Here is a 22,333-nt window from a genome sequence, read left to right as displayed (position 1 = left end):
AATTATCATTTAACAAGACCGAGCTTCTGTAGACGTGCTTTAATTCCACCTTTCTGTCTTCCTAACTCAGAAGCTATTTTATCAAACTTATTTCCATGTGCGTACATTTTAATCAAATTGGATTCTTCCTCAGAAGTCCATTTCTGGTATGCATTTGAATGAGTCTTTCTTACATCATCAAGTTTGTACTTCTCATGATCCGACTTTAAATCTTTAACTGGTTTCGCAGGCTCAAACACTTCCTTTTTTTCAGCTGAGGGAGGTTTGTCACTCACAAGATGATTGTAACATTCAAGTAACTCATTGAAAACAGGCCCACCCTCTGAATCTGGAGAATGAATTATCAATTTCTCAGAAGCACGAGTCATCCCTACGTACAAAAGTTTCTTGTCTGTGACTTTATCTACATCAACAAGGATACAAACTTTAGCTTCAATACCTTTGGCAGAATGGTATGTAACAAAATTAATCTTGTTTTCCATAACGTATTTTGTAGCTACTGAGTTTGTTTTCAGACCTTTACTTAAAAACTTATACAACTTGTCACGTAGCCAATTACTTGGAACCAAAACTAGTATGTCTTCAGGATTGTACTGTGGTTTTTTCAATAAATCTTCAAGTAACTCATTGATTACTTTAAAATCGCCTTTAATGAACTCAAGATTGTTGTCAATATCAAAATCACAACAGATTCCATCTCTACCTTCATAAAAGTTCTCAACTTCTCTTTTTGTTGATGGATTTTTCATTAAATAATCCAGAGCTAAATTCACGTGAGTGCTGCCTGATCGGTAAGATGTCTTTAACAGTTTGGATCTACCTGCAATATTAATTCCTAAACTTTTCCAATTGTGTGTAGAGGGGTTATAGATACTCTGTAATCTGTCACCAGCCAAAAACAAGTTTTCAGTTTGTTGACCATTATAATCATACTTTTTGCATAACAACAAACAAAGTTTCATCCAACTATCATGGAAGTCTTGATATTCATCGATCAAAATAGCATCGTAAATAGGACGTGCATTTTCGATTGCTTTGTAAGGTAATATTATTTTCCAATAGTTCTCTGGGACAGGATCAGGAACAGAACCAATATCTGCAACTGATTTTGCAAGGCTATGGAATGTTGAAATTTCAATGTTCTGGTAGTTTACTCCCATGATGCCTAAATCTTCATGAATCGACTCAAGTTTATGATTCAATTTTGTAGCAAGAGTGGCATTGTAAGTTAGAATCTTAATTTTCCAGTTTGGATTTTCCCTAGCAAGATTTACAGCTCTTGCCAAAAGGATAACTGTTTTCCCACTTCCAGGAATTCCTGAAACCATGTAATGACCATACGGAATCCTTCTTGCAAACTTTTCTTGTTCAGAATCAAGCGTTTTAATTATGCTATTTTCAGTGCTGTTTTTTCTACCATATTCCCATAACTCCTTCTGTACACTTTTAACTTTTATTTCAGGAAAGAAAGCGCTTCTAAGTACTGAAAAATCATATTCTTCAATATATTGAACTTCTTCAGAAAAAAGATCGTTAATTGTAAGATCACTGATTCTTTCAGACGTTATGCACTTTGAAGGTGGTTGAAAAAAACATGGATCCCATTCTTCGATTTCGCGTGACTTTAAATTAGTAAATACTAGATTAGAATAGAGACCATACTTTAGTTCATAATTGTCATCTAATAATGTTAATTGGTTCTGCAATCTGCTTTTTGCAGCATTGTAATATTCATTTGCTACATATATTGGATTGTGTCTCGATGTACCATTAATAACTGCAGTTAATGGATTTATTTTTTCGATATTTTCCAAACTCCAATCCTTGACTTCAATAATGGAAACGCCTTTATATTCATCAATCAAAACAAAATCCGGATTCCATTTTTTAATGCGAGGTTGATAATAGAGATATGCGTTCCAAGTTGAATCTGCATAAATCTGTTTTATCTTATTAGCAATCCTTTTTTCCCCATTTGTTAAATTGGATGAATCAACCTGCATTATGTGTAACACCAATATACTACCCCGACATATTATTTGAATTAAATATTTTATATGTGCCATAATAGCATGTATGGTAAATATAAGCATATCGATTTTTAAAACGTGAAAACTAACGATTTCAACCTTTCTTTTTATAATTCAAAGTCACACCCTACGATATATCACAGATTCAATCTACTCCTTATCCAAAAAACCACGCATTGAAGGAAACTCAGTCACCCTATCAATTGGTAGAATCGGTACGAAGGCTTAGATTGGAAATGGAAAAGAATTAACCCTCAGCACTGCTCGCAATAGCATTGCTAGCAACATACAACAGACACAAGAAATAAAGAATGTCCGTCAGAATATTATAAATAAGTAAAGCAGAACTATATATGAGGAGTCAAAATATGGATTGTCTGTTCTGCAATATAATAAAGGGAGATATCCCATCCCATAAGATCTATGAAGACGAGGAGACCTATGCTTTCCTTGACATAAACCCCTGTTCCAGAGGGCATACCGTAGTTGTTCCAAAAAAGCACTACGACAGCTTTACCGATATGCCAACGGAAGATGCAGGTTCCCTTTTCGCCACCGTGAAAATGCTAACAGGGATGTTAGAGGATGCAATGTCAGCGGACGGCTCAAATGTCGGTCTCAATAACAAGGCTGCTGCCGGTCAGGTAGTGCCACATGTGCATGTACACATCATTCCGAGAATGGACGGGGATAATGGCGGTTCAATGCATTCGATAGTATCTGTCAGCGGTGCAGGGAACGATCTGGAAGAATTGGCTGAGATGTTGAGGGTTGATTGATAAAGCTCAAAGTATGAGAGAGGAGTTATTGATCTTAACGCTTTTATGCATCATTGCGTATTAAAACAAATAAAAACTCCTTCCCGGATTTTTGTTTTTTGAGATGACCAATTTCTTCAAGATGAAATAAGTCGTTTCTTGCCGTAGCATAAGATACACCTTGTGTATTCATGATTTCTCACAAAAGTTCAACTTTATTTGCTAAAACCAGATTATCTATTAATTTGATAGATATTAACAGATACTAATAGTTTAGATTGTATTGACTTAAAATTATACCTTTTGTTTTGAAAGTTGTCAGAGAGCATACCGTAGTAGTCCCAAAAAAGCACTACGACGGCTTTAGCCCAACTTAGCCCTATTAACTGCTTGGTGCTGTAATATAATCATAAATCGAATCTTCAACAGGGTGATTCATCCTATATTTTACTTTTACAACTGAAACATTTTTATTATTGTCATCAACCAGATTAGTTTGTTCGAAACTTTCATCAATTGGGGTCACATCACCCATATAGTAGAAATCATTACTTTCGCCATTGCTTTTTTTGATGAATAAAGGCAATCTAAGACCCTTTCTGTAATTTCTAATAGTAGCAACATCTTTGCTATCCAGTTTTCTTCCAGATTTAGACATCCATTCAAATTCAGAATTATTGACAAAACCATCTTCATATTTCGTAGTACTCGAAATATCCTCTTCTTTGTGATAGTTCACAAATATTGGACAATTTGTCTTCTGAGGACTAATAAGATAACCTCCAACATTTTGTGCCAAAGGATTCTTATCCCAATTCAGAATTCTAAAAACATCTTTTCGGGAATATTTCTGATACAATAGGAAGCCATCAACATATTTATTTTTGTCAAAATTTCGATTATAAATTGTTTCGGAATAGTCCAGCATATCATTTAGAAAACGCAAGAAAGTCTCATTTTTGAGTAAATCTATAAATTCATTATTAAATGTGATCACTTCATTTGCATAAGAAATGATGTTTAAATCATATTTTTCACTTACACTCACTAGTTTTCTATTATGATTTTCAGTTACAAATTCAAAATTGATATTTTTGATAGACGATTCTATTGTTTCATCAGGAAGCGAAATTCCATATTTATCAAAAATAATTGCTTTAAATTCTTCCTTTAACAGAATTTTTTGAGAAATCAGTTTTTTGAGAATAACAACTTCTTCGACTCTTTTTGTGTTTGCGATCTCATTTGAGAATAATTCGAGTAATTTGACTTCATTTTTAGAGAGCTTGTCTTGTAATGATTCCTCTTGACTTGATACAAAATTAAAATAGGATTTTAAATATTTTGCATATAATTGTGGATCACGAGAACCATGTTCTACAAAGTCCATCATCATAGGAATACTACCTATCTTGAATTTTAAAAGCTCGTAATCTTTTACAAGATCTTTTTTGAGATGTAAATTCGCTTTGTCAATTGCTGTAAAAATCCTCTCATGCGTAATTTTATCAAAATTGATAGTTGAAGCACCCGGAATTAAACTGCTTCCACTTAACATCAATTTACGCAATGTATCCTTGTTGTAAGTAGTGTCCCCATATAATGCAATTGGGACTAAGTAACTATTATTGTAATTGCCTATGAAATCAATTACAGTAAGATATTCTTTGTCATTAGCTTTACGCAATCCTCTTCCTAATTGCTGTACGAAAATGATGGCTGATGCTGTTGGTCTCAGCATAATAATTTGATTTACTTTTGGAATATCTACGCCTTCATTGAAGATATCAACAGTAAAAATATAATCTAATTTTTCAGAAGGATCATAACTTTCCAATCTGTTTATTGCATTAATTCGCTCTTCCTCACTATTTTTGCCAGATAATGAAATTGTCTTGTATCCCCTTGTATTAAATGCATCAGACAGTCCCTGACTTTCATCAACCCTGCTACAAAAAATAAGTCCTCTCACACAGCCATTATCACAGCCATAAAATTCAGCGTTTTCAATTATTCTATCCACACGTTCTTTAGCTGTTAATAAAGAGAAAGCAGCATCCTCATCTAAGACTTGACCATCTACCGTAACATCAGTCACACCAAAATAATGAAAATTCGATAACATTTTTTCTTCTAAAGCTCTATGCAAACGTATTTCGTATGCAATGGTGTGTTCAAATTGAGAAAAGATATCAAAGCCATCTGTCCTTTCAGGAGTAGCAGTCATACCCAACAAAAACTTTGGTTTAAAATAATTGAGGATTTTTTGATAACTTTTTGCCCCTGCTCGATGAGTTTCGTCTATAACTATATAATCAAAATGACTTTCATTAAACTGCCTTAAATGTTCATCACGAGAAATAGTTTGAATTGTTGAAAAAATAAAATCTGCATTAATTTCTCTTTCATTTCCTGAGTAAAGACCCATGCTTCGACTGTCGCCAAAAATTTTTTCGAAGCTTTTCATCGCATTTTCTGCAATATTTCTTCGATGAACTACAAATAAAAACTTTTTCGGATTATATGCTTTTACATCAAATGCAGAAAGATATGTTTTTCCAGTTCCTGTTGCAGAAATTAATAAAGCTTTATCTTTATTGTTTGACCTTAAATCTTTCAAGTTTTCCAATGCTTCCTTTTGCATTGAATTGGGAGTTATTGAATCATTGTGGTGAGATTCGATGCTTTTTCTTGAACTTGAAATGAATTTCTTATTCAAATTATAATCTAACGCATAGGATTCAATGAATTCATCATCTACCAATACAGCATTTTCAAATTCATTTCTAAATTCATTGATGGAATCAACTATCAATTTTGAATCAGGAGTAGCTGAAATTTTTAAATTCCATTCTTTATTTGAGCATAATGCATTAGCTGTAAGATTACTACTGCCAATAATTAAGTTATATCTATTGCTTTTTCTGAATAGATATCCCTTTGCATGAAAATCACAGTCTACTGCTATCTTTAAGTCAATGTTTTTAAATTTTGACAAAGCCCTTAATGCTTCTGGCTGAGTGAAATATTGATATTGGGATACCAATATTTTTCCATTAATTCCAGCATTTTCAAGTTCTTGGAATGAATTAATTAGACTAGTTACACCACTTTTTGTTGCAAATGCTACAGAAAACCAAAATTCGTCACAATTTTTTAGTTCCCTAGTTATTGTCTTTAATACTTTTTTCCCATTATCAGTATCATTTACTAATAACTCTGGAAGATACTCTTTTTTTGAAGTAAAGGACTGATCAATAAAACCAGTTTTCAAGCTATCTAATAAAGATTCAGAAAATTCATCCATTTTAATATTCCTTCATTAATTTTGAAATAATTGGTAAATCTGCTTCAGCCCAATCCAAAGTTGATAAATTTTCTGGATTTAACCACTTAAACGCAATATGTTCTTTCAGGTTCAATGTTGAATTTAAAGCAGTGCAAATGAAACTGTGCATAGTGATACTAAAATCAGGATACTGATGATTTACAGTTAGAAATTCTCTCCCTATTTCTATATTTAGATCGAGTTCCTCTAATAATTCACGTTCTAATGCTTGTTCCCTAGTTTCATTAGGTTCTATTTTTCCACCTGGGAATTCATATTTTAAAGAAATGTAATCGTACTTCCCATGATTTCTTTGAACACATAGAACTTTATCATCATCCATGATTATTGCTGCAACTACGTCATAGTGTTTCATTTGTTTTATACATCCCTGAAAATATGATAACTGAAATAATTAATAAACCTTTTTAAAATTGTCGGGATGATTTCCTGTGCCTCAATTAGAATACATGCTGATAAAATAACATATAATAGAATTATCAAAAAATAATAAAATCGTCCCGCCCAACTCATTAACAAAACTATATAGTCCTAAAATTGTCCATTTAATATGATTGTGTACTCGTTCACATTCACTCCCATGTGAATGATCTTCATCGGACCTATCATTTTCAATGTTCTTGTTTCGCAGGTGCATACCTACTTGTTTTTCAGTATCTAATGCTATTGATGTTTTCAAGAAATTCTTTCAGAGGACCCTGCAACCACCACTTGTCCCAAAGATACCCCGCCATCGCCACAGGGAATTTTCTTATGTGTAATAAATTCAAACCCGGCATCTTTAACAACTTCACTGATCCGGCCTGTTATGTGTTCGTTGTATGCAACTCCGCCACTGAGTCCTATAACATCAATGTTCCTTTTTTTAGCAGATGAGATGGCAAGTTCTGCAACCCCGAATGCAAGTGTATCTTCTATAGAATATGCCAGATCACAGACTGCGTATGTATCGGTCCTTTCGTATAGATCGTACAACAAACTGGTAGTATCAAGCACGCCTCGTTTACACTTAACAGGCAGATCTACGTTATGTAAACTCTTTTTTGCAACTGATTCCAGCTTCATTGCAGGCTCACCCTGGTAACTGCGATAATGTGAGACACCAAGAAGTGCTGCTGCACTATCAAGCACCCGCGCGGCACTACTCGTTCTAGCCAGGTTTATACCTTTTTCCAGTTGGTCCAATGCAATGTTACGTTCTGGTTCGCCATGCTTAAAATAAAGAGGCAAGTCCCTCAATTCTTTCGGCTCAAGAACATCATGCAGCATTCCCAGAAGCATACGCGAAGGATATGTTGCAGCCACATCCCCCCCAGGCATTGGCTGCTCCATAAGATGGGCAGTTCTTTCATAACCGGAATAAGTGGCTTCAAGGATCTCTCCACCCCATATTGTTCCATTTTCCCCGTAACCTGCACCGTCAAGAGCAATTCCAATGATCCTTGAATCAACCGGCAAAAGGTTATCCACCATTAGAGAGACGATATGTGCATAATGATGTTGCACGAAAACCGTGTCATCCCCACCTGTTTCCTGTGCGAACCGCGTGGTATTGAATTCCGGATGCAGATCACAACCCCATAAGCCAGGCTCAATTTTTGTCAATTGTCCTAAGTTCAAAACAACCTGCTTATGGTACTGAGCGGTCTCAAAGTGCCTTGTGTTCCCAATATATTGGGAAATATATGCATTGTTCTTCTTTGCCAGGGTAACAGTAGTATTTAGTTCGGGACCCACACCTATCGCCGGCTCTATTGGGAACGGAAGTTCTATCCTCTCAGGTACAAAACCCCGCGATCGTCTTATAAAGGCCATTCTACCATTAACGGACCTGATCACCGTGTCATCGGTCCTGTTCCTGATAGCATAGTTATGAAGAAGATAATGATCTGCGATCCTTTCGAGATGTGACAATGCCTCCCCATTATCGGTCACCATTGGAAGACCTGGAAGATTTGCAGATGTCATTACGTAAACATCCGTATCACTATTATCGAACAGAAGGTGGTGTGTGCCTGAGTAAGGTAGCATTACCCCTATATTGTGCAGATCAGGAGTTATGTGACACGATAGTGAAAGATCATCACTTTTATCCAGGACAACTATTGGACGCTGCCTGCTGAGCAATAAGGAACTTTCATCTGCACTGATACTGGCAAAAGAACATACCGTTCCAACATCTTTTGCCATCACCGCAAAAGGCTGTGCAGGACGATCAAGAGAATTCCTGAGCTTTAGGACCGCACTGTCTGAATTAGCATCACACACAAGATGGAATCCACCATATCCTTTGACTGCAACAATTGATCCATCATCTATGAGTTCAGAACATTTGATAATAGCATCATGTCCGGATGCAAGGACATCACCGCTTCCATTAGTAAATGAAAGGACAGGACCACAATTTGGACAACAAGTGGCCTGTGCATGAAATCGTCTGTCAGAAGGTATCTTGTAGTCAAGACCGCATTCCGGGCACAGTGGGAATTCAAGCATACTGGTATTTTCCCTATCAAAAGGAAGAGAACTTACCAGAGAATATCTCGGACCACAGTTCGTACAGGATGTAAAAGGGTAATGATAGTGCCTGTCTTTGCTATTATACATGTCCTGCAGGCAATCGGAACAGATCGCAGTGTCAGGCGGGATGATGGAGTTGGTAGTTTCATCCTGTTCACTGTTAAGTATCGAGAAATCAGAAAAACCTGATACAGGAAAAACCTTCGTTCTTATTTGGTCGATCTGTGATAGCGTTGGCTTCTTAAAATAAAGATTGTGGAGGAAACGCTCGAGCTCCTCTTTCTCTCCTTCTGCAACTATCTCTACTTCATTACCTGCATTTTTTACATAACCGCAGAGTCCGTTCTCTATTGCGACATTATATACGAATGGGCGAAAGCCAACACCCTGAACTACCCCGCTAACATTGATCTTTCTGCATTGAGTTTGCATCTTTAATGTACCTGGTTCAAGATAATATAAGATCTCGGGGAAAGTAGACTCAGTGTTTTAGCCTTAAGATGTTCCTACCATTTCCTCAATAATATACGGAATCACCCGCTCCACTGCATCAAGAACCTCCGAACTAAGGTCCATTGATAGCTCCTCCTTTACCTCGCCGATCTCGATCCCAAAAACGATGATCTCAGGAAGGTCCTGAACATGTTTCCCAATGGACAGGATATCAGATATACTGATATCATGAGCGGAAAAAATTCCAACATCTTCATGGTCTTTATTCAAAAGGTCCTCAAGTTCGAAACGAAGAATTGAACCTCTTTTCGTACTTCCACTGCCAACCATTGAATCAACAATAATTACCTTATCAACATCTTCCAGCAGGTTCAGGATATCCAGGCCACATACACCAGCATCCAGTATATCAATATCCTCCGGAATACCGGCCCCCATTTTTTCGAGAGCCTCGACAACCCGAACTCCAACACCATCGTCCCCCATTAGAATATTCCCACATCCGATTATGCGAAGAGACGGATCAAATTCAGACATTTCGGCCTCCGATGTATATTCTGATCATATGATGAAATATAATATCTCACAACAGCCTGAATGTACCGGGAGGGTTCTTCCCAGTTAGGTCTATGGTGTGGACAGCACATGTGATACAGGGATCATAAGACCTTCCCACATGTAAAATACCGGTAGGATTGCTGAAATCAACTCCCAGCCAGTTATCGACCGCAGATATCCTGCATCCTACCAGTGCCTGTTCAAGAGGACCCGGCACCCCTTCATTGTCCCTGGGACTCAGGTTCCAGGTACTCGGTGTAACTATCTGGTAATTGGCAACTTTTGAATCATCATCTGTTATGAGCCAATGTCCCAGTGCACCCCGGGGAGCTTCACAAAGACCCATTCCCCTGGAATCCCTAGACGTTGACATAACAATATCCACCCGGAATCTTCCATTCGGATCAAGGTCTGTTGTTATCCATTTGATCATTTCATTGGTAATAATGAACAATTCCTGCATGCGTGCTATCATTCTGGTAAAACAATTGAAAGGAGAATATCCGTTTTCCCGGAACATTTGTACAAGACCCGTGACAAGTGGCTCTTTCATAATAAGCAGGCGGGATAACGGGCCCACCTCGCAGGGAATCCCATCATAACGCGGAGCTTTGGCCCAGGTATATTTCTCCTCAGAGAAATTCTGATAATTGATCCGGTCAGGATCAGTGAATGGTTCGGTAGTCCCCTCATAAGGATGCTTGTAACCATCGTAATCGTCATAGAAAGCATGTTTAACGCTTTCTGTGACCTTATTTGAATCAAATTTATGGAACTCTAAAGAGCTGCTCATAAAACCGGACGTCTGGAAACGTTCACCTGAAGGGCTTGTCGGGTCATAGCCCTCATGGTCCACATTATAGAAACCACCATATGAAAGAAAGCTTACTTTTGAAAGGTCACTATAACCACCCATTTTATCGTGCTTGAAACTGATCGGAAGTCCTAGTAATCTTTCACCTATAAGTTCCGAACCGAATGCAGAATAGAGCTCTACATCTCCCCAGCCATTTAAGCGCGAAAGATCATTCGTCTGAAGTGAGTTTTCAATTAGGTCATTAAGGTGTTCAATAAGGAAATCAACAGCTTTCTTTGGGGAAGACGCTTTATAAGTGTTCTCAACCCAGTCCTCAAAAGGCATCCGTATTGCATTGGTGTTTAAGAAATCGACCACCTCAGACATGATCGATGACAGAGTTTTAATGTCCGAAGCTGTTGGATTGTTTGTAACTCCTCCGGGATACATAACGGTCTGATGAGGCATTTTACCACCGATCACAGCACCGGCATCGTGTAGTCTTTTCTTCATCGGTATAACACCAACATAAGAACTACCCGGAGGAATAACCTCTCCACCGATCTTATAGCTGATCGGGGCAAATCGTCCCAGCAGTTCTTTCCATACCGAACCTCCCAGGTCACCAAAAGTGGAAAGCACATCACCATAAGCGGGATTTGCAAGGTCCGGACCCCATAGAATATAGAAATGAAGTAAATGGTTTGAGATCGTGTTCAGGCCATGATTGATGTTCCTTGCAACAAGTGCATCCTTTGGAACAGACTGGGCAACACCAAATAGCTCATCAAGTGCATTAACTGCAGATATCGAGTGTGCAACCGGGCATACACCACAGATCCTCTGTGAAAGGAGAATTGAATCCCTCGGGTCCTGACCACGATATATACGCTCAAAGCCCCTGAAGATCATGTTGGAACTTCTGGCTTCCTTTATGATACCGTTCTCATCAACCTCAGTATCCAGCCTTAAGGGCCCTACCACCCTTGTAAGGGGGTCAACTGTTACGCGAACCATTATCTATCAGCCTTTTTCTTTGTTTTCTTGCTTGAATACAGAGGTCTTGCATTATCAGGAAAATCCGGTTCAACACATGCTATACATGGAGAACCTGCCTGAACACAGTAACTATGCCCGTCATTCCATTTACGCAGTGCACAGTCAGCATGTGCAAGGAAGGCCTGACATCCCATTTTCAACAGGCATTTTTCCCCACCAACACAACTGTCAAATTCCTTGTTTTTGAAGAATTCCTTTCGGGGACAGTCCTTATGGACGTTATGATCCGGCGGGAAGAACACCTTTGGCCTGCCAAATTCATCCAGCACCTCAGGCAGGTCATCTGGTATCTTGATATTACCGGAGATAATTGCACTTAACGTAAACATTATCCAATCAGGATGAGGAGGACAACCAGGAATATTGATCACAGGTTTATCTATTCCGAGAACCTTCAACATCCCTTTTGATGGGTCTTTCTTCGTGAACGCGACACCCCTATAGTCCAGAATATCAACTATGTCGCTACTGGCTACATTGATACCTCCATATGCAGCACAGGTCCCCACAGCTATTATAAGGTCAGCATTCTGGGCTGCCTTTTTGAACATTTCTTTGCTGCTACGGTTTCCGGACATGAAATATTTTCCTGAACCTTCCGGACCATTTGCGATCGCACCTTCTACCATCAGAATATAATCGCCCCTTTCACTGATCTCATCGAGCAGGATCTCTGAATTTAGTTCTGACGTATTGGCAGGCTCACCATCCACAAATAGCCCCTGATGTGCAAGGAATGCTTCATGCCGCTCCAGATCTATGTTGAGTATCTCAAATGCTTTCAGTAGATCCGGATTGGCAGCATCCAATAGAGACTCAGAACAGCCAGTACATTGGGCTCCCTGTATCCACAGGACATGGGTCACAGGAAAATCAGTATCTCCCAGAGTATCGTTCTTATAGTTCTCCAGAAGCTTGAACCCCGCGCCCGCCCTTCTTGCTTTAAGGAACTTGTGCCAGTCCATCCTTAAGAAATCAAGATCATTGGCACTGCTACCTGAATTTTTACTTTCTTCGCTCAAGCGATCATCTCAATATGGATTATCGTTGAAATGGATCCGGATACCCCCACTAAAATTGATCGTTAGAACCCATCCCACTATTGTAGTTATTTTGCCTCCATACATAAATAGCAATCTACATGATTGGCAGCAGGCAACACATATTAAATACAAAATACCCTTATTTTATAGTATGTGCATAGCCATTCCGGGGAAAATAACTTCGATCCTGAATGAAAATACAGCTACTGTGGATATCGGGGGTATAAAGAGAAAGGTGAACCTTGATCTTATAGGGGGAGCTGATAGTTCGCTCATAGGCAAGCATGCGCTTGTTCATGTAGGGTATGCCATCTCATTGATCTCTGATGAAGAAAGCGAAGAAATTCTCAAATTATTAAGAGATCTGATGGACCCCAGTTGATATGATGCAAAATATTGAACAAAAGCTTATATCAAGAATTAATGAACATGCAACACCTCTTCGAATAATGCATGTGTGTGGCACCCATGAAAGGACCATATCAAAATACGCAATTCGTGATATAATCTCTGAAGACGTTCAGTTATTAAGCGGCCCGGGATGTCCGGTTTGTGTAACCCCATCAAAGGACATAGACTTTGCAATTGCCCTGGCAAGATCCGGAAAGGTGATCACTTCCTTTGGAGATATGATGAGAGTCCCGGGCACCATGGGAAGTTTATTCGATGCCAGATCGGATGGATATGATATTCGTATGGTCTACAGTATCGATGATGCCATAAAGATCGCAAAAGATAACCCTGCCCTTGATATTGTATTTTTTGGAATTGGGTTTGAAACTACTGCACCATCCAATGCCGCTGCAACATTAAGAGGACTACCTGAAAACTTCAGTATTATCACATCCCATAAACTTATGCCTCCGGCAATGGAGATCCTCACACAGGATACGAACGTAGACGGATTCCTGGCACCAGGACATGTGTCAACGATCATTGGCACAGATCCATATGATCCCATCTCAGAAAAGGGATTTCCAATTGTTGTAACAGGGTTTGAAGTTCTCGATGTTCTACTCAGCATAGCCATGGTCCAGGACCAGATCATATCCGGCAGGTCTTGTGTGGAAAATGCATATCCACGCTGTGTGAATGTTGAGGGAAATCTCAAGGCCCGGGAAATTATGTATCACGTCTTTAAGAAGACCGATAGTAACTGGCGAGGAATTGGCATGATCGAAAATTCCGGCCTTGCTCTGAAAAAAGAGTTTGAGCAGTTCGATGCTGTAAATGTTCATGCTGATATCTATGACAAGACCTCTCATGAGAAAAGAGCTTCCGAGATCGAGGATCATGAAAATGATCTTTATGAAGGCTGTATCTGTGCTGAAATATTAACAGCACGTGCTGAACCTTCCCAATGCCCGCTCTTTGGCAGAAGATGTTCTCCTGAAGATCCGGTCGGCCCCTGCATGGTAAGCCTGGAAGGCACATGCTATAACTGGTACAAATATACACGTAACAAAGGAATATAAAATGCATGAATATTCACTTGCTTGTGAGATATTTGAGACTGTAATTGCAACAGCACATAATAATAAAGCATTGGCAGTAAATTCCATAGAACTGGAAATAGGCAGACTTACACATGTGAACGCGGACCAATTATTGTTCTGCCTTGAGGTTCTATCCCGGGATGGTATTGCCAAAGGTGTAAAGATCGATGTGAATTTCGTATCACCATGTGGAGAGTGTGAATGCGGATACCGGGGAGATGCAGGGGTTTCAGATAACGTTCGTTGTGAAGATCAGCCACCCCTTTATGAATATACAGGACTGACCTGCCCTACATGTGGCAAGTTGCTTCAGCTGGTAGGTGGAAATGATCTCATTATTCAGACGATAGATATCGAGATATGAAATTAGAAAGGGGTAGTATAATGCTAATGCACGTAGTAAATATCAACAAAGATGTCCTGAAAGCCAATAATGAACTTGCATATAGCAACAGGAAACTTTTAGTTAAAAACAGAATTTTTGCCATGAACATCATGGGAGCCATAGGTTCAGGGAAGACAACACTTATTGAAGAGGCTATAAATTCGCTCAAAGAGCGTTACAGAATAGCGGTCATTGCGGGTGATGTGGTAGCACAGATGGATGCATCCCGTTTTGAAAAACTTGGTGTGAGAACTGTAGCTGCAAACACCGGACGAGAATGTCATCTGGACGCTAAACTTGTCGAAAGGTCATTAGCAGATATAGACCTTGAAGATATTGATATTCTGTTCATTGAAAACGTAGGGAATCTCATCTGCCCTGTGGACTATAAACTTGGTGAACACGTCCGTATTGTGGTCGTAAGTGTAAGTGAGGGAGATGATACTGTTTTGAAGCATCCGATGATATTCAGGACCTCTGACCTTGCCATCGTGAACAAAGTGGACATCAGTGAAGCTGTATCTGCTGATCCTTCTAAAATGAAAGCTGACATTGAACAGTTAAATCCATCAATACCCATACTGCTAACCTCTAGAAATGACAGGGTCAGCATTGACAGATGGATAGAGTACATCGAATCGCATATTGAATAAATGGATTCTTGTTTCTGATAGTGAGGATCATGTCAAAAGATAAAATCGTAAGGATGGAACACGGAGCTGGCGGAGAGGCAATGCAAACACTGATACGTGACGTGATCCTCAAAAACATAACTAACAGATCTGCGGGACTTGTAGGGCTTGACGATCTCGATGATGGTGCAACTATAAACATCGCAAGTAACATTCATGATAGTGAGAGATCTGATGAGATCGTGATAACCACAGACAGCCACGTGATAAAACCACCTTTCTTTCCAGATTCCAACATTGGCAGGCTTGCTGTTTCAGGTACAGTTAATGATCTTGCAGTAATGGGAGCTGCACCTCTTGCCCTTACATGTGCAATGGTCGTGCCGGAGGGATTTGAACTTGATTCTTTTGAGAAGATAATCCGATCCATGAACGCAGCTGCAGAAGAGGTGGGTGTTCCTATCATAGCAGGCGATACAAAAACGGTAGATAGAAATGGACTTGATTCCATCATCATCAATACCACAGGTATCGGGATCGCGTATGAAGTGATAAGGGACTGTGGTTTATGCCCTGGTGACAGAATAATCCTTACAGGCACCATAGGTGATCACGGAATATCACTTCTGGCCCATAGGGAAGGATTCGATCTTAATACTGATCTGGTATCTGATGTAGCTCCCTTATGGAATATGATAAGGTCAGTTATTCCAATACGAACTATCGAAGGCAAGCCTGCAATATCAGCCATGAAGGACCCGACACGTGGTGGACTTGCCGGTGCACTGAACGAAATGGCTCAAAAAAGCGGAACAGGAATTATTATTGACCAAAAGGACCTGCCTATAAGAGGATCAGTATCATCTGCCTGTGAAATGCTTGGCATCGACCCTCTTGAAGTAGCAAATGAAGGTAAAGCGATCATTTGTGTAAAGGATGAAAATGCAGAAGAAGTGCTATCAATAATTCGTAAGCATGAGTATGGCAAAGATGCTGCGATCATAGGAGAGGCAACAGATTCGAATTCAGGTAAAGTCCTGATGAGAACAACAATTGGAAGCATGAGGTATGTGGATACACCTACAGGTGATCTGATACCAAGGATCTGCTGAGATATGAATTTTATTCTACTTCTTTTTTTCCAACATTTTCAAGCTCTTTAATTACAACACTCCCAGAATTGTAAGCAGTGTTGGTGTGAAAACACCATCAAAGGTACCGAAAAGCTTGCCTTTGGCTGCCTTGTGTTCGTCAACCTGCTCCTGTAATACATAATTTTGAGTAGTATTTGAGAAGTTATTGTCCCCCGGCTTTTTCACACATATTATATAAATGAAAACAGAGTAATAAATAAGATAGGGGAATTTTATGAAAGGAAAAATAATCTTATTTATGCTCATTTCCATAATTATTTTGACCGGAATGACAGGAACAGGCCTTGCTCTATCCAATGCAGGCGGAGGAGACTGGAGTTACTCTGAAGAAATGACAATAAAAGAGAACTCTGGTAAGGATCTAACCAATTACCAGCTACAGGTTCTGCTGGATCCTTCAAATTTCGATTTCTCAAAAGCAAAGCCTGATGGGGCAGATATCAGATTTTCCAGAAACGATCAGCAATTATCTCATTGGATCGAAGAGTGGGATGCTGGATCAGAGAGTGCTATAATATGGATCAAAGTTCCTTTTATTCCCTCTAATGGAATGACCGATGTGACAATACATTATGGAAATCCGGCTGCAAATGACATTAGCAGTGGGGGTTCAACGTTCGATCTCTTCGATGATTTTGTCGGAACTCGTTTGAGCAGTACGGACTGGAGATCAGAAACAAATGGTGGAGGGGATATTGATATTGGCAATGGGATTCTCAGCCTGGTAGCCCCGAAAAGACACCCCGCTGATTTTTCAAAAATAACTTCCAGGGATAAATTTGGGATAAATTCCATGTTCGTTGTCAAGAGAATGAAGGTTTCCACAGGGACCGACCCGGGAGGCCCGGCACTGGAGCAGGGATTTGTTGACCCACAAGATGAACGCGAAAATATGATAGTCCATCGTACAGAACTCACCAATGAGAGCAAGGTTTCGTGGACTCTGACCAAGAAAGACGATAGGTTCAATTCAAGAGATCTGACAAACCTTGGTATTGCGGAGAAGACATGGTATACATCAGGTATTGCATGGTATGAAGAGGATGATCTCAAAAAGGTTTCATGGTTCAATAACGGGATAAGAGACACAAGGATGGATTATTCATCTGACATTGAAGATGAAACTGTAATTGATCACATCCCGGATAATGAATTGAAATTATACCTATATTCAAGTACGGCCAGTACCTTGAATAACACAGGATATATGGATGTGGATTATGCATTTGTACGCAAATATACGCCACAGGAACCAACCTTTGTCCTGCCTGGAGAGGTCGTTACGCAAGAGCCTTTGCCAGAAAGTGATATACAGGTCACTCAGCCTCCTGTGAAAGACATCACTATGACTGCCTTTGATGGTGGAACAAAAGCGATCTTTATCTTTGAGCCTTATCCTGACAACAGCTCAATTTCTCTGATAAACGATCTAAAAGCCAGTGGCATAAATACAGTGTTCCTGAGAACGGATATCAACAATGTCTGGAGCTCTGAAAGGTTCATAAAGTCTGCACATGAAAATAACATGACGGTCCATGCAATGATCCTTGATGAAAAGAAGGATTTCGTAGATGGAATTAACGAAAGTTCAATTGAGGTGATCGAGGAAGTCCTTGATTACAACACGAAATCACTTGCAGGATTTGATGGGATATACATAAGCCTGAAAAACTGCGACCCTGTTGAATTGGAACAGGTGTGTCAGGAAAATGCACAGCTTCTGGAAATAATCCATGAGAAAACAGCTGGAAAGATATTATTAGCTGCAGGAATTCCGGCAGTGTATGACAGGTCAAGTATAGAGGACATTGCACCCAATGTTGATCTCTTTGTTCTAATGACCCATGACATGGATGAGATCGAGCTGACAGCTGAAGAAATAGAGGATTCTGTTGCCTCAAAAATGGGAGAGATCAGAGGAGCTGGAGAAAATGCTCTGATCACAGTTGTCGTGAGCGAAGGATCTGATGGTGACGCAGAAGTTGATGAACTGTTGAACAGTCTATACGTCTACTACTCTGATGATCCAGCATTCCTGGGAGTTTCTCTTCTAATGCATGAAGACCTGCAAGAAGTTCTGGAGGCTACAGCCCCGGCCGAAGAAAAGAGAACACCAGGATTTGAAGCTATATTTGCGATCATTGGTTTGCTATCGATCACATATAGACTAAGGAAGCAATGAGATCGTTGGCATACAGGATAGCTGAAAATGTGAATTGGATGGATATTTGGAAAGCGATCTTCCAATGATCCATTCTAAATTCTTTTTTAATAATCTCTTTTTCTCTTATACAAGTACTTCTCGAACTCTATCGCGAAGAATGCCGAGCTTGCAACTGTTATTATCCAGAGTCAGTCGAACAGTGATATTGGAGCTAAATATCAAAAAGGTATTGATCCTATCCTTTATCTGCAACTTTGCTTCCTATCTGGCGGGATTGGAGATAATTCCGGTTATTATATAATCAATTTCATCAAATACTTCTTGATCTTGAAAGCATTCAGAATATATCCGAATAACTGAGAAAATGCTTTCTTCGATATGGAATAATTAAAAAACCTATTCAAAAACAATAGGACTGCCTACAATAAATGTAGTAGTCCCGCCCGGATTCGAACCGGGGTCTCAAGCTCCAAAGGCTTGAAAGATTGACCGCTACTCAACGGGACTTCACACCTTGCATAGGCATAATGATACTTATTTGTTATGCAAAAAATGTTTATTTTTGTATGATAAGGGTCAGAAGATCACCATCGTCAAGATAATGGTCAAGGCCGGCACGCTGACCGGGGTGTTTAGCTGAGGTGCCCCATACCTGAGAATACCTGAACTTATCCCTGAAATCGCGGTGCAGACGTTCACAGATATCACCAACGGTAACGCCGTCCGTCACTATCAGAGGCTCATCCATATCGGCAAGGCCGCCTTGCGGTTTTAGATATACTCTGATGAAATCCAGGGAATCGTATATTAGGTCCTTCACGGCTTCGAGGTTCTTCTCCTCGTTAGCGGAAATGAACGTTGCATCAGGGAATAGCTCCTCCATCTTATTGAGAATCTCCTCATTGGCAAGATCGACCTTGTTAACGACAATGACTGAAGGAACGTATACCCTGTTACCCATTATAACATCGATAAGTTCGTCCACATTGATGTTATCCCTTATCAGAACATGGGCATTATGTATCTTATATTCACCAAGTACTGCCTTGATAAGATCATCAGTGAGCTCCAGCTCCATCGTAGTACTTATAGTGACCCCGCCACGGTCCTTCCTCTTGATAACTACATCAGGAGGACTCGTGTTCAACCTTATCCCCGCATCATAAAGCTCCTGTATAAGCACCTTATAATGCCCGGGCTGGAAAACATCCAGCAGGAACAGTACCAGATTGGAATTACGCACAACAGCTATGACCTCTCTCCCGCGGCCACGACCACTTGCCGCACCCCTTACCAGACCAGGTACATCAAGCACCTGAATGGTCGCGTCCTTATAGTCCAGCACACCGGGAATGACATCAAGGGTGGTAAACTCATAGGCACCCACCTCTGAATTAGCGCCTGTGATCTTGTTCAGTAACGTGGACTTACCCACAGAAGGAAAACCCACAAGAGCAACAGTAGCATCACCGGACTTCTTCACGGAATACCCATCACCGCCGGATTTGGTAGAAGCCTTCTTTACAACCTCTTCTCTTAAACGTGCGAGTTTAGCTTTCAATCTACCAATATGATGTGAAGTAGCTTTATTGTAAGACGTTTTACGTATCTCGTCCTCGACTGCCTGAATATCTTCCTGTATTCCCATCTGTTCCCTACCACAACTTCAATATAAAAAAGAGTTTCCTTAGAAGAGCCTCATTTGAACGCATCATCGAAAAAAGTTACCACAACTTCCATTCCTTTTTTGACCATAGGAACATCCGCCGGGATCTCAATAAAACCATCCGCATACGCAAGGGTCGTGATCGCTGCTGAAGACCTGCTGGTCGAGAACACCACACCATTTTCCAGCCTGACCGCTAGCATCTCATGCCGGGTGCCGGATATGACATCCTCACCAAGAACCGCAGTCAGAGTCTGCTTTTTAGCCACAGGAGCATCCAGGTTCCTTCTGATAAGAGGCAATATGAACTCATAGAAGACCGTAAGTGAAGACGTAGGGTGTCCAGGTAAGGCAACGATGGGGATCTCATTGATCATCCCTAAAACCACCGGTTTACCCGGCTTGAAATTAAGACCGTGAACAAGAACATTTCCTTGCTCTTCAATAATATCATACATGAAATCATCGGGTCCTGCTGACGTACTGCCAGAGGTCAGAACAATATCACACTCCCCAATCGCCTTTTTCACTACAGCACTTACCGTATCCTGATCATCCTTAATAAGACCATAAGCGATCGTATCAACACCTAATTTTGTTGCTGCCGCATAAAGTGAATAAGAATTAGTGTCATAGACCATCCCAGGTTGAAGATCGGTGCCGGGCATAGCAAGTTCATTGCCTGTGGAAATAATTCCCACCTTCATAGTATTGACAGCAACCTCACGCATGCCAATAGCTGCAAGAACACCAACCTCCCGGGCACCTATGGTCAACCCCTTGGAAAGCAAACAAGCATTCTTTGATATGTCGGAACCTGCCAATATCAAAAATTTACCTGCCTTTACAGATGTTTTCACAAGGACAGTATCGCCATTAAGTTCAGTATCCTCGACCATCACGACAGCGTCAGCACCATTCGGGATTGGACCGCCTGTTGCAACCTCGACGGCCTCCATCTTGCCTACCTGGTACTGAGGAGGCTCCCCCACTGGAGAAAACCCTACCATCTTTAACGCAACGGGAATATCACCTGCAAAAGCAACATCCTCCGAACGCACAGCATAGCCATCTCTAAGAGATTTATCAAAACCAGGCACATCGATGGTCGATATGACATCCTCTGCCAGAACCCAACCTGTTGACCTCTCAATAGGAATAGACACTATGTGTGTCCTAACCTTTACCCCTTTGAAAAGGGTTCTCGCATCTTCAATCGAAAGAAGATCCCGCAGTATTTTTCGTGACATTGTAAGTTCAAGTTTAAAAATAAAAGAAAGTGAGAATGATCTTTAAAGATCACTCAAAGATAGGCGTACCGATGGTGCCGGTAACTTCCTCGAAAGCAGCAACTGCAGCTTTTGTGATAGGACCGACTGAACCATCACCGATCTTGCGACCGTCAAGCAATGTGATAGGTGCCGCCTCTGCTGCTGTACCTGTAACGAAGATCTCATCTGCAGTGTACATATCGAAAAGACCGAGGTTCTGAACAGCTACCTCATATCCGCGTTCTTCAAGAAGCTCGATAGCGGTTGCCCTTGTGATACCTTTCAGATTGTTGATGGTAGGAGGAGTGTAGATCTTGCCGTTTTTGATAACAAAGATGTTGTCACCGGAACCTTCAGAGACGAAACCGTTCTGGTCAAGGAAGATAGCCTCATCGCCACCCTTTGCGTTCGCTTCGATCTTGGCAAGGATGTTGTTCAAATAGTTCAATGATTTGATGTTAGGGGACAGTGCGTCAGGGGCATTACGCCTGATACCGACTGTGATAGCTTTAAGGCCGACCTCATAGAGGTCGCCATACATTGCACCCCATTCCTGTGAAATGATATAGATGCTTGGCATTGGGCACTTGCGCGGGTCAAGACCAAGATCGCCGATACCACGTGTAACGATAGGGCGGATGTACGCATCAGTGAGGTTGTTCTTCCTCAATGTCTCAAGGATGGCCTCTGTCATCTCAGCCTTTGTGATAGGAACTTCAAGAGCAATTGCCTTTGCGGAATCATAGAGCCTGTCAACGTGCTCATCGAGCTTGAAGACACGCCCGTTGTATGCTCTGATACCCTCAAAAACACCATCTCCATAAAGGAAGCCGTGGTCATAAATGGAAACTGTTGCTTTGTCCTTAGGGACAAACTCGCCGTTGTAGTAGATCAGTAATTCGCTCATAATGGATCCTCATTGAATATACCTTATAAGGGGTACGTTTTGTAAGTATTGTTCCCAAAATGTATCGCTAATATATATGAATATTTGTAGCA

Annotated in this window: 19 protein-coding genes, 1 tRNA gene and 1 pseudogene; 7 read left to right on the top strand and 14 right to left on the bottom strand. The window is 40.5% G+C overall.

All coding sequences use genetic code 11. The features are described 5' to 3' along the window. Positions 1–5 precede the first annotated feature (5 nt). Positions 6–2,003, bottom strand: a complete 1,998-nt coding sequence (locus PBV53_RS04750) for a UvrD-helicase domain-containing protein (RefSeq protein ID WP_270096032.1) — start codon at positions 2,001–2,003, stop codon at positions 6–8. Between the two features lie 395 nt (positions 2,004–2,398). On the opposite strand from PBV53_RS04750, the gene PBV53_RS04745 reads away from it, so the two are divergent. Then, entirely contained in the window at positions 2,399–2,809 is a 411-nt protein-coding gene (locus PBV53_RS04745; RefSeq protein ID WP_270096031.1) for an HIT family protein, read from the top strand. 43 nt (positions 2,810–2,852) lie between these two features. Here the strand turns inward: PBV53_RS04745 and PBV53_RS09595 are convergent, their stop codons facing one another. From PBV53_RS09595 to PBV53_RS04710, 8 genes and pseudogenes are all read right to left on the bottom strand, one after another. Next, positions 2,853–2,981, bottom strand: coding sequence for a hypothetical protein (locus PBV53_RS09595; protein ID WP_309739269.1), 129 nt, complete (start codon positions 2,979–2,981; stop codon positions 2,853–2,855). A 189-nt stretch (positions 2,982–3,170) separates the two neighbouring features. Then, entirely contained in the window at positions 3,171–6,095 is a 2,925-nt protein-coding gene (locus PBV53_RS04740; RefSeq protein ID WP_270096030.1) for a DEAD/DEAH box helicase, read from the bottom strand. Position 6,096: 1 nt separating this feature from the next. Continuing rightward, on the bottom strand, positions 6,097–6,492 hold the full coding sequence (locus PBV53_RS04735; RefSeq protein ID WP_270096029.1) for a (deoxy)nucleoside triphosphate pyrophosphohydrolase: 396 nt from the start codon (positions 6,490–6,492) through the stop codon (positions 6,097–6,099). Between the two features lie 180 nt (positions 6,493–6,672). Continuing rightward, positions 6,673–6,789: pseudogene (locus PBV53_RS04730) on the bottom strand (ISNCY family transposase); the annotation flags it as partial. 23 nt (positions 6,790–6,812) lie between these two features. After that, positions 6,813–9,089: a carbamoyltransferase HypF gene (gene hypF / locus PBV53_RS04725; protein WP_270096028.1), complete on the bottom strand. Its 2,277-nt coding sequence runs from the start codon at positions 9,087–9,089 to the stop codon at positions 6,813–6,815. A 63-nt stretch (positions 9,090–9,152) separates the two neighbouring features. Continuing rightward, on the bottom strand, positions 9,153–9,647 hold the full coding sequence (locus PBV53_RS04720; RefSeq protein ID WP_270096027.1) for a hydrogenase maturation protease: 495 nt from the start codon (positions 9,645–9,647) through the stop codon (positions 9,153–9,155). A gap of 46 nt (positions 9,648–9,693) precedes the next feature. Next, positions 9,694–11,481 (bottom strand): nickel-dependent hydrogenase large subunit, encoded by a 1,788-nt coding sequence (locus PBV53_RS04715; protein WP_270096026.1) that lies wholly within the window; start codon positions 11,479–11,481, stop codon positions 9,694–9,696. Then, complete coding sequence (locus tag PBV53_RS04710) at positions 11,481–12,545, bottom strand: hydrogenase small subunit (RefSeq protein WP_270096025.1); 1,065 nt, start codon at positions 12,543–12,545, stop codon at positions 11,481–11,483. Before PBV53_RS04710 ends, PBV53_RS04715 begins: the two co-directional genes overlap by 1 nt. 172 nt (positions 12,546–12,717) lie before the next feature. On the opposite strand from PBV53_RS04710, the gene PBV53_RS04705 reads away from it, so the two are divergent. From PBV53_RS04705 to hypE, 5 genes are read left to right on the top strand one after another with little or no spacing between them, the layout of a single operon-like run. Then, positions 12,718–12,948 (top strand): HypC/HybG/HupF family hydrogenase formation chaperone, encoded by a 231-nt coding sequence (locus PBV53_RS04705; protein WP_270096024.1) that lies wholly within the window; start codon positions 12,718–12,720, stop codon positions 12,946–12,948. Between the two features lies 1 nt (position 12,949). Next, positions 12,950–14,041, top strand: coding sequence for a hydrogenase formation protein HypD (gene hypD, locus PBV53_RS04700; RefSeq protein WP_270096023.1), 1,092 nt, complete (start codon positions 12,950–12,952; stop codon positions 14,039–14,041). A gap of 1 nt (position 14,042) precedes the next feature. Continuing rightward, positions 14,043–14,426, top strand: a complete 384-nt coding sequence (locus PBV53_RS04695) for a hydrogenase/urease maturation nickel metallochaperone HypA (protein ID WP_270096022.1) — start codon at positions 14,043–14,045, stop codon at positions 14,424–14,426. A gap of 20 nt (positions 14,427–14,446) precedes the next feature. Beyond that, positions 14,447–15,100 carry a hydrogenase nickel incorporation protein HypB gene (gene hypB / locus PBV53_RS04690; protein ID WP_270096021.1) on the top strand — a complete coding sequence of 218 codons (654 nt, stop codon included), beginning with the start codon at positions 14,447–14,449 and terminating at the stop codon, positions 15,098–15,100. A 29-nt stretch (positions 15,101–15,129) separates the two neighbouring features. Next, complete coding sequence (gene hypE, locus PBV53_RS04685; RefSeq protein ID WP_270096020.1) at positions 15,130–16,191, top strand: hydrogenase expression/formation protein HypE; 1,062 nt, start codon at positions 15,130–15,132, stop codon at positions 16,189–16,191. 51 nt (positions 16,192–16,242) lie between these two features. Here hypE and PBV53_RS04680 read toward each other — a convergent pair whose 3' ends face one another. Then, entirely contained in the window at positions 16,243–16,398 is a 156-nt protein-coding gene (locus tag PBV53_RS04680) for a hypothetical protein (protein ID WP_270096019.1), read from the bottom strand. Between the two features lie 49 nt (positions 16,399–16,447). Between PBV53_RS04680 and PBV53_RS04675 the strand changes: the two genes are divergently transcribed. Further along, positions 16,448–18,415, top strand: coding sequence for a DUF2341 domain-containing protein (locus PBV53_RS04675; protein WP_270096018.1), 1,968 nt, complete (start codon positions 16,448–16,450; stop codon positions 18,413–18,415). A 416-nt stretch (positions 18,416–18,831) separates the two neighbouring features. Here PBV53_RS04675 and PBV53_RS04670 read toward each other — a convergent pair. From PBV53_RS04670 to ilvE, 4 genes are all read right to left on the bottom strand, one after another. Beyond that, positions 18,832–18,904 (bottom strand) — tRNA-Gln (locus PBV53_RS04670). Positions 18,905–18,953: 49 nt separating this feature from the next. Further along, the gene (locus tag PBV53_RS04665; RefSeq protein WP_270096017.1) at positions 18,954–20,045 is read right to left on the bottom strand and encodes an OBG GTPase family GTP-binding protein; all 1,092 of its coding nucleotides are present in this window, start codon (positions 20,043–20,045) and stop codon (positions 18,954–18,956) included. Between the two features lie 50 nt (positions 20,046–20,095). Next, positions 20,096–21,313 carry a molybdopterin molybdotransferase MoeA gene (locus tag PBV53_RS04660; protein WP_270096016.1) on the bottom strand — a complete coding sequence of 406 codons (1,218 nt, stop codon included), beginning with the start codon at positions 21,311–21,313 and terminating at the stop codon, positions 20,096–20,098. A gap of 49 nt (positions 21,314–21,362) precedes the next feature. Continuing rightward, a complete protein-coding gene (gene ilvE, locus PBV53_RS04655) occupies positions 21,363–22,241 on the bottom strand; it encodes a branched-chain-amino-acid transaminase (protein WP_270096015.1) in 879 nt (292 codons plus the stop codon). Positions 22,242–22,333 lie beyond the last annotated feature (92 nt).

It is taken from the genome of Methanococcoides alaskense, assembly GCF_027594145.1.
Classification (GTDB): Archaea; Halobacteriota; Methanosarcinia; order Methanosarcinales; family Methanosarcinaceae; genus Methanococcoides; species Methanococcoides alaskense.
The sequence above is the reverse complement of the archived record's forward strand: the minus strand, read 5'-3'. Positions and strand labels throughout refer to the sequence as shown.

Coding starts and splice junctions, on each gene's coding strand:
- PBV53_RS04750 (WP_270096032.1), bottom strand. CDS start 2,003: ATGCAGGTTGATTCATCCAATTTAACAAATGGGGAAAAAAGGATTGCT.
- PBV53_RS04745 (WP_270096031.1), top strand. CDS start 2,399: ATGGATTGTCTGTTCTGCAATATAATAAAGGGAGATATCCCATCCCAT.
- PBV53_RS09595 (WP_309739269.1), bottom strand. CDS start 2,981: ATGAATACACAAGGTGTATCTTATGCTACGGCAAGAAACGACTTATTT.
- PBV53_RS04740 (WP_270096030.1), bottom strand. CDS start 6,095: ATGGATGAATTTTCTGAATCTTTATTAGATAGCTTGAAAACTGGTTTT.
- PBV53_RS04735 (WP_270096029.1), bottom strand. CDS start 6,492: ATGAAACACTATGACGTAGTTGCAGCAATAATCATGGATGATGATAAA.
- hypF (WP_270096028.1), bottom strand. CDS start 9,089: ATGCAAACTCAATGCAGAAAGATCAATGTTAGCGGGGTAGTTCAGGGT.
- PBV53_RS04720 (WP_270096027.1), bottom strand. CDS start 9,647: ATGTCTGAATTTGATCCGTCTCTTCGCATAATCGGATGTGGGAATATT.
- PBV53_RS04715 (WP_270096026.1), bottom strand. CDS start 11,481: ATGGTTCGCGTAACAGTTGACCCCCTTACAAGGGTGGTAGGGCCCTTA.
- PBV53_RS04705 (WP_270096024.1), top strand. CDS start 12,718: ATGTGCATAGCCATTCCGGGGAAAATAACTTCGATCCTGAATGAAAAT.
- hypD (WP_270096023.1), top strand. CDS start 12,950: ATGATGCAAAATATTGAACAAAAGCTTATATCAAGAATTAATGAACAT.
- PBV53_RS04695 (WP_270096022.1), top strand. CDS start 14,043: ATGCATGAATATTCACTTGCTTGTGAGATATTTGAGACTGTAATTGCA.
- hypB (WP_270096021.1), top strand. CDS start 14,447: ATGCTAATGCACGTAGTAAATATCAACAAAGATGTCCTGAAAGCCAAT.
- hypE (WP_270096020.1), top strand. CDS start 15,130: ATGTCAAAAGATAAAATCGTAAGGATGGAACACGGAGCTGGCGGAGAG.
- PBV53_RS04675 (WP_270096018.1), top strand. CDS start 16,448: ATGAAAGGAAAAATAATCTTATTTATGCTCATTTCCATAATTATTTTG.
- PBV53_RS04665 (WP_270096017.1), bottom strand. CDS start 20,045: ATGGGAATACAGGAAGATATTCAGGCAGTCGAGGACGAGATACGTAAA.
- PBV53_RS04660 (WP_270096016.1), bottom strand. CDS start 21,313: ATGTCACGAAAAATACTGCGGGATCTTCTTTCGATTGAAGATGCGAGA.
- ilvE (WP_270096015.1), bottom strand. CDS start 22,241: ATGAGCGAATTACTGATCTACTACAACGGCGAGTTTGTCCCTAAGGAC.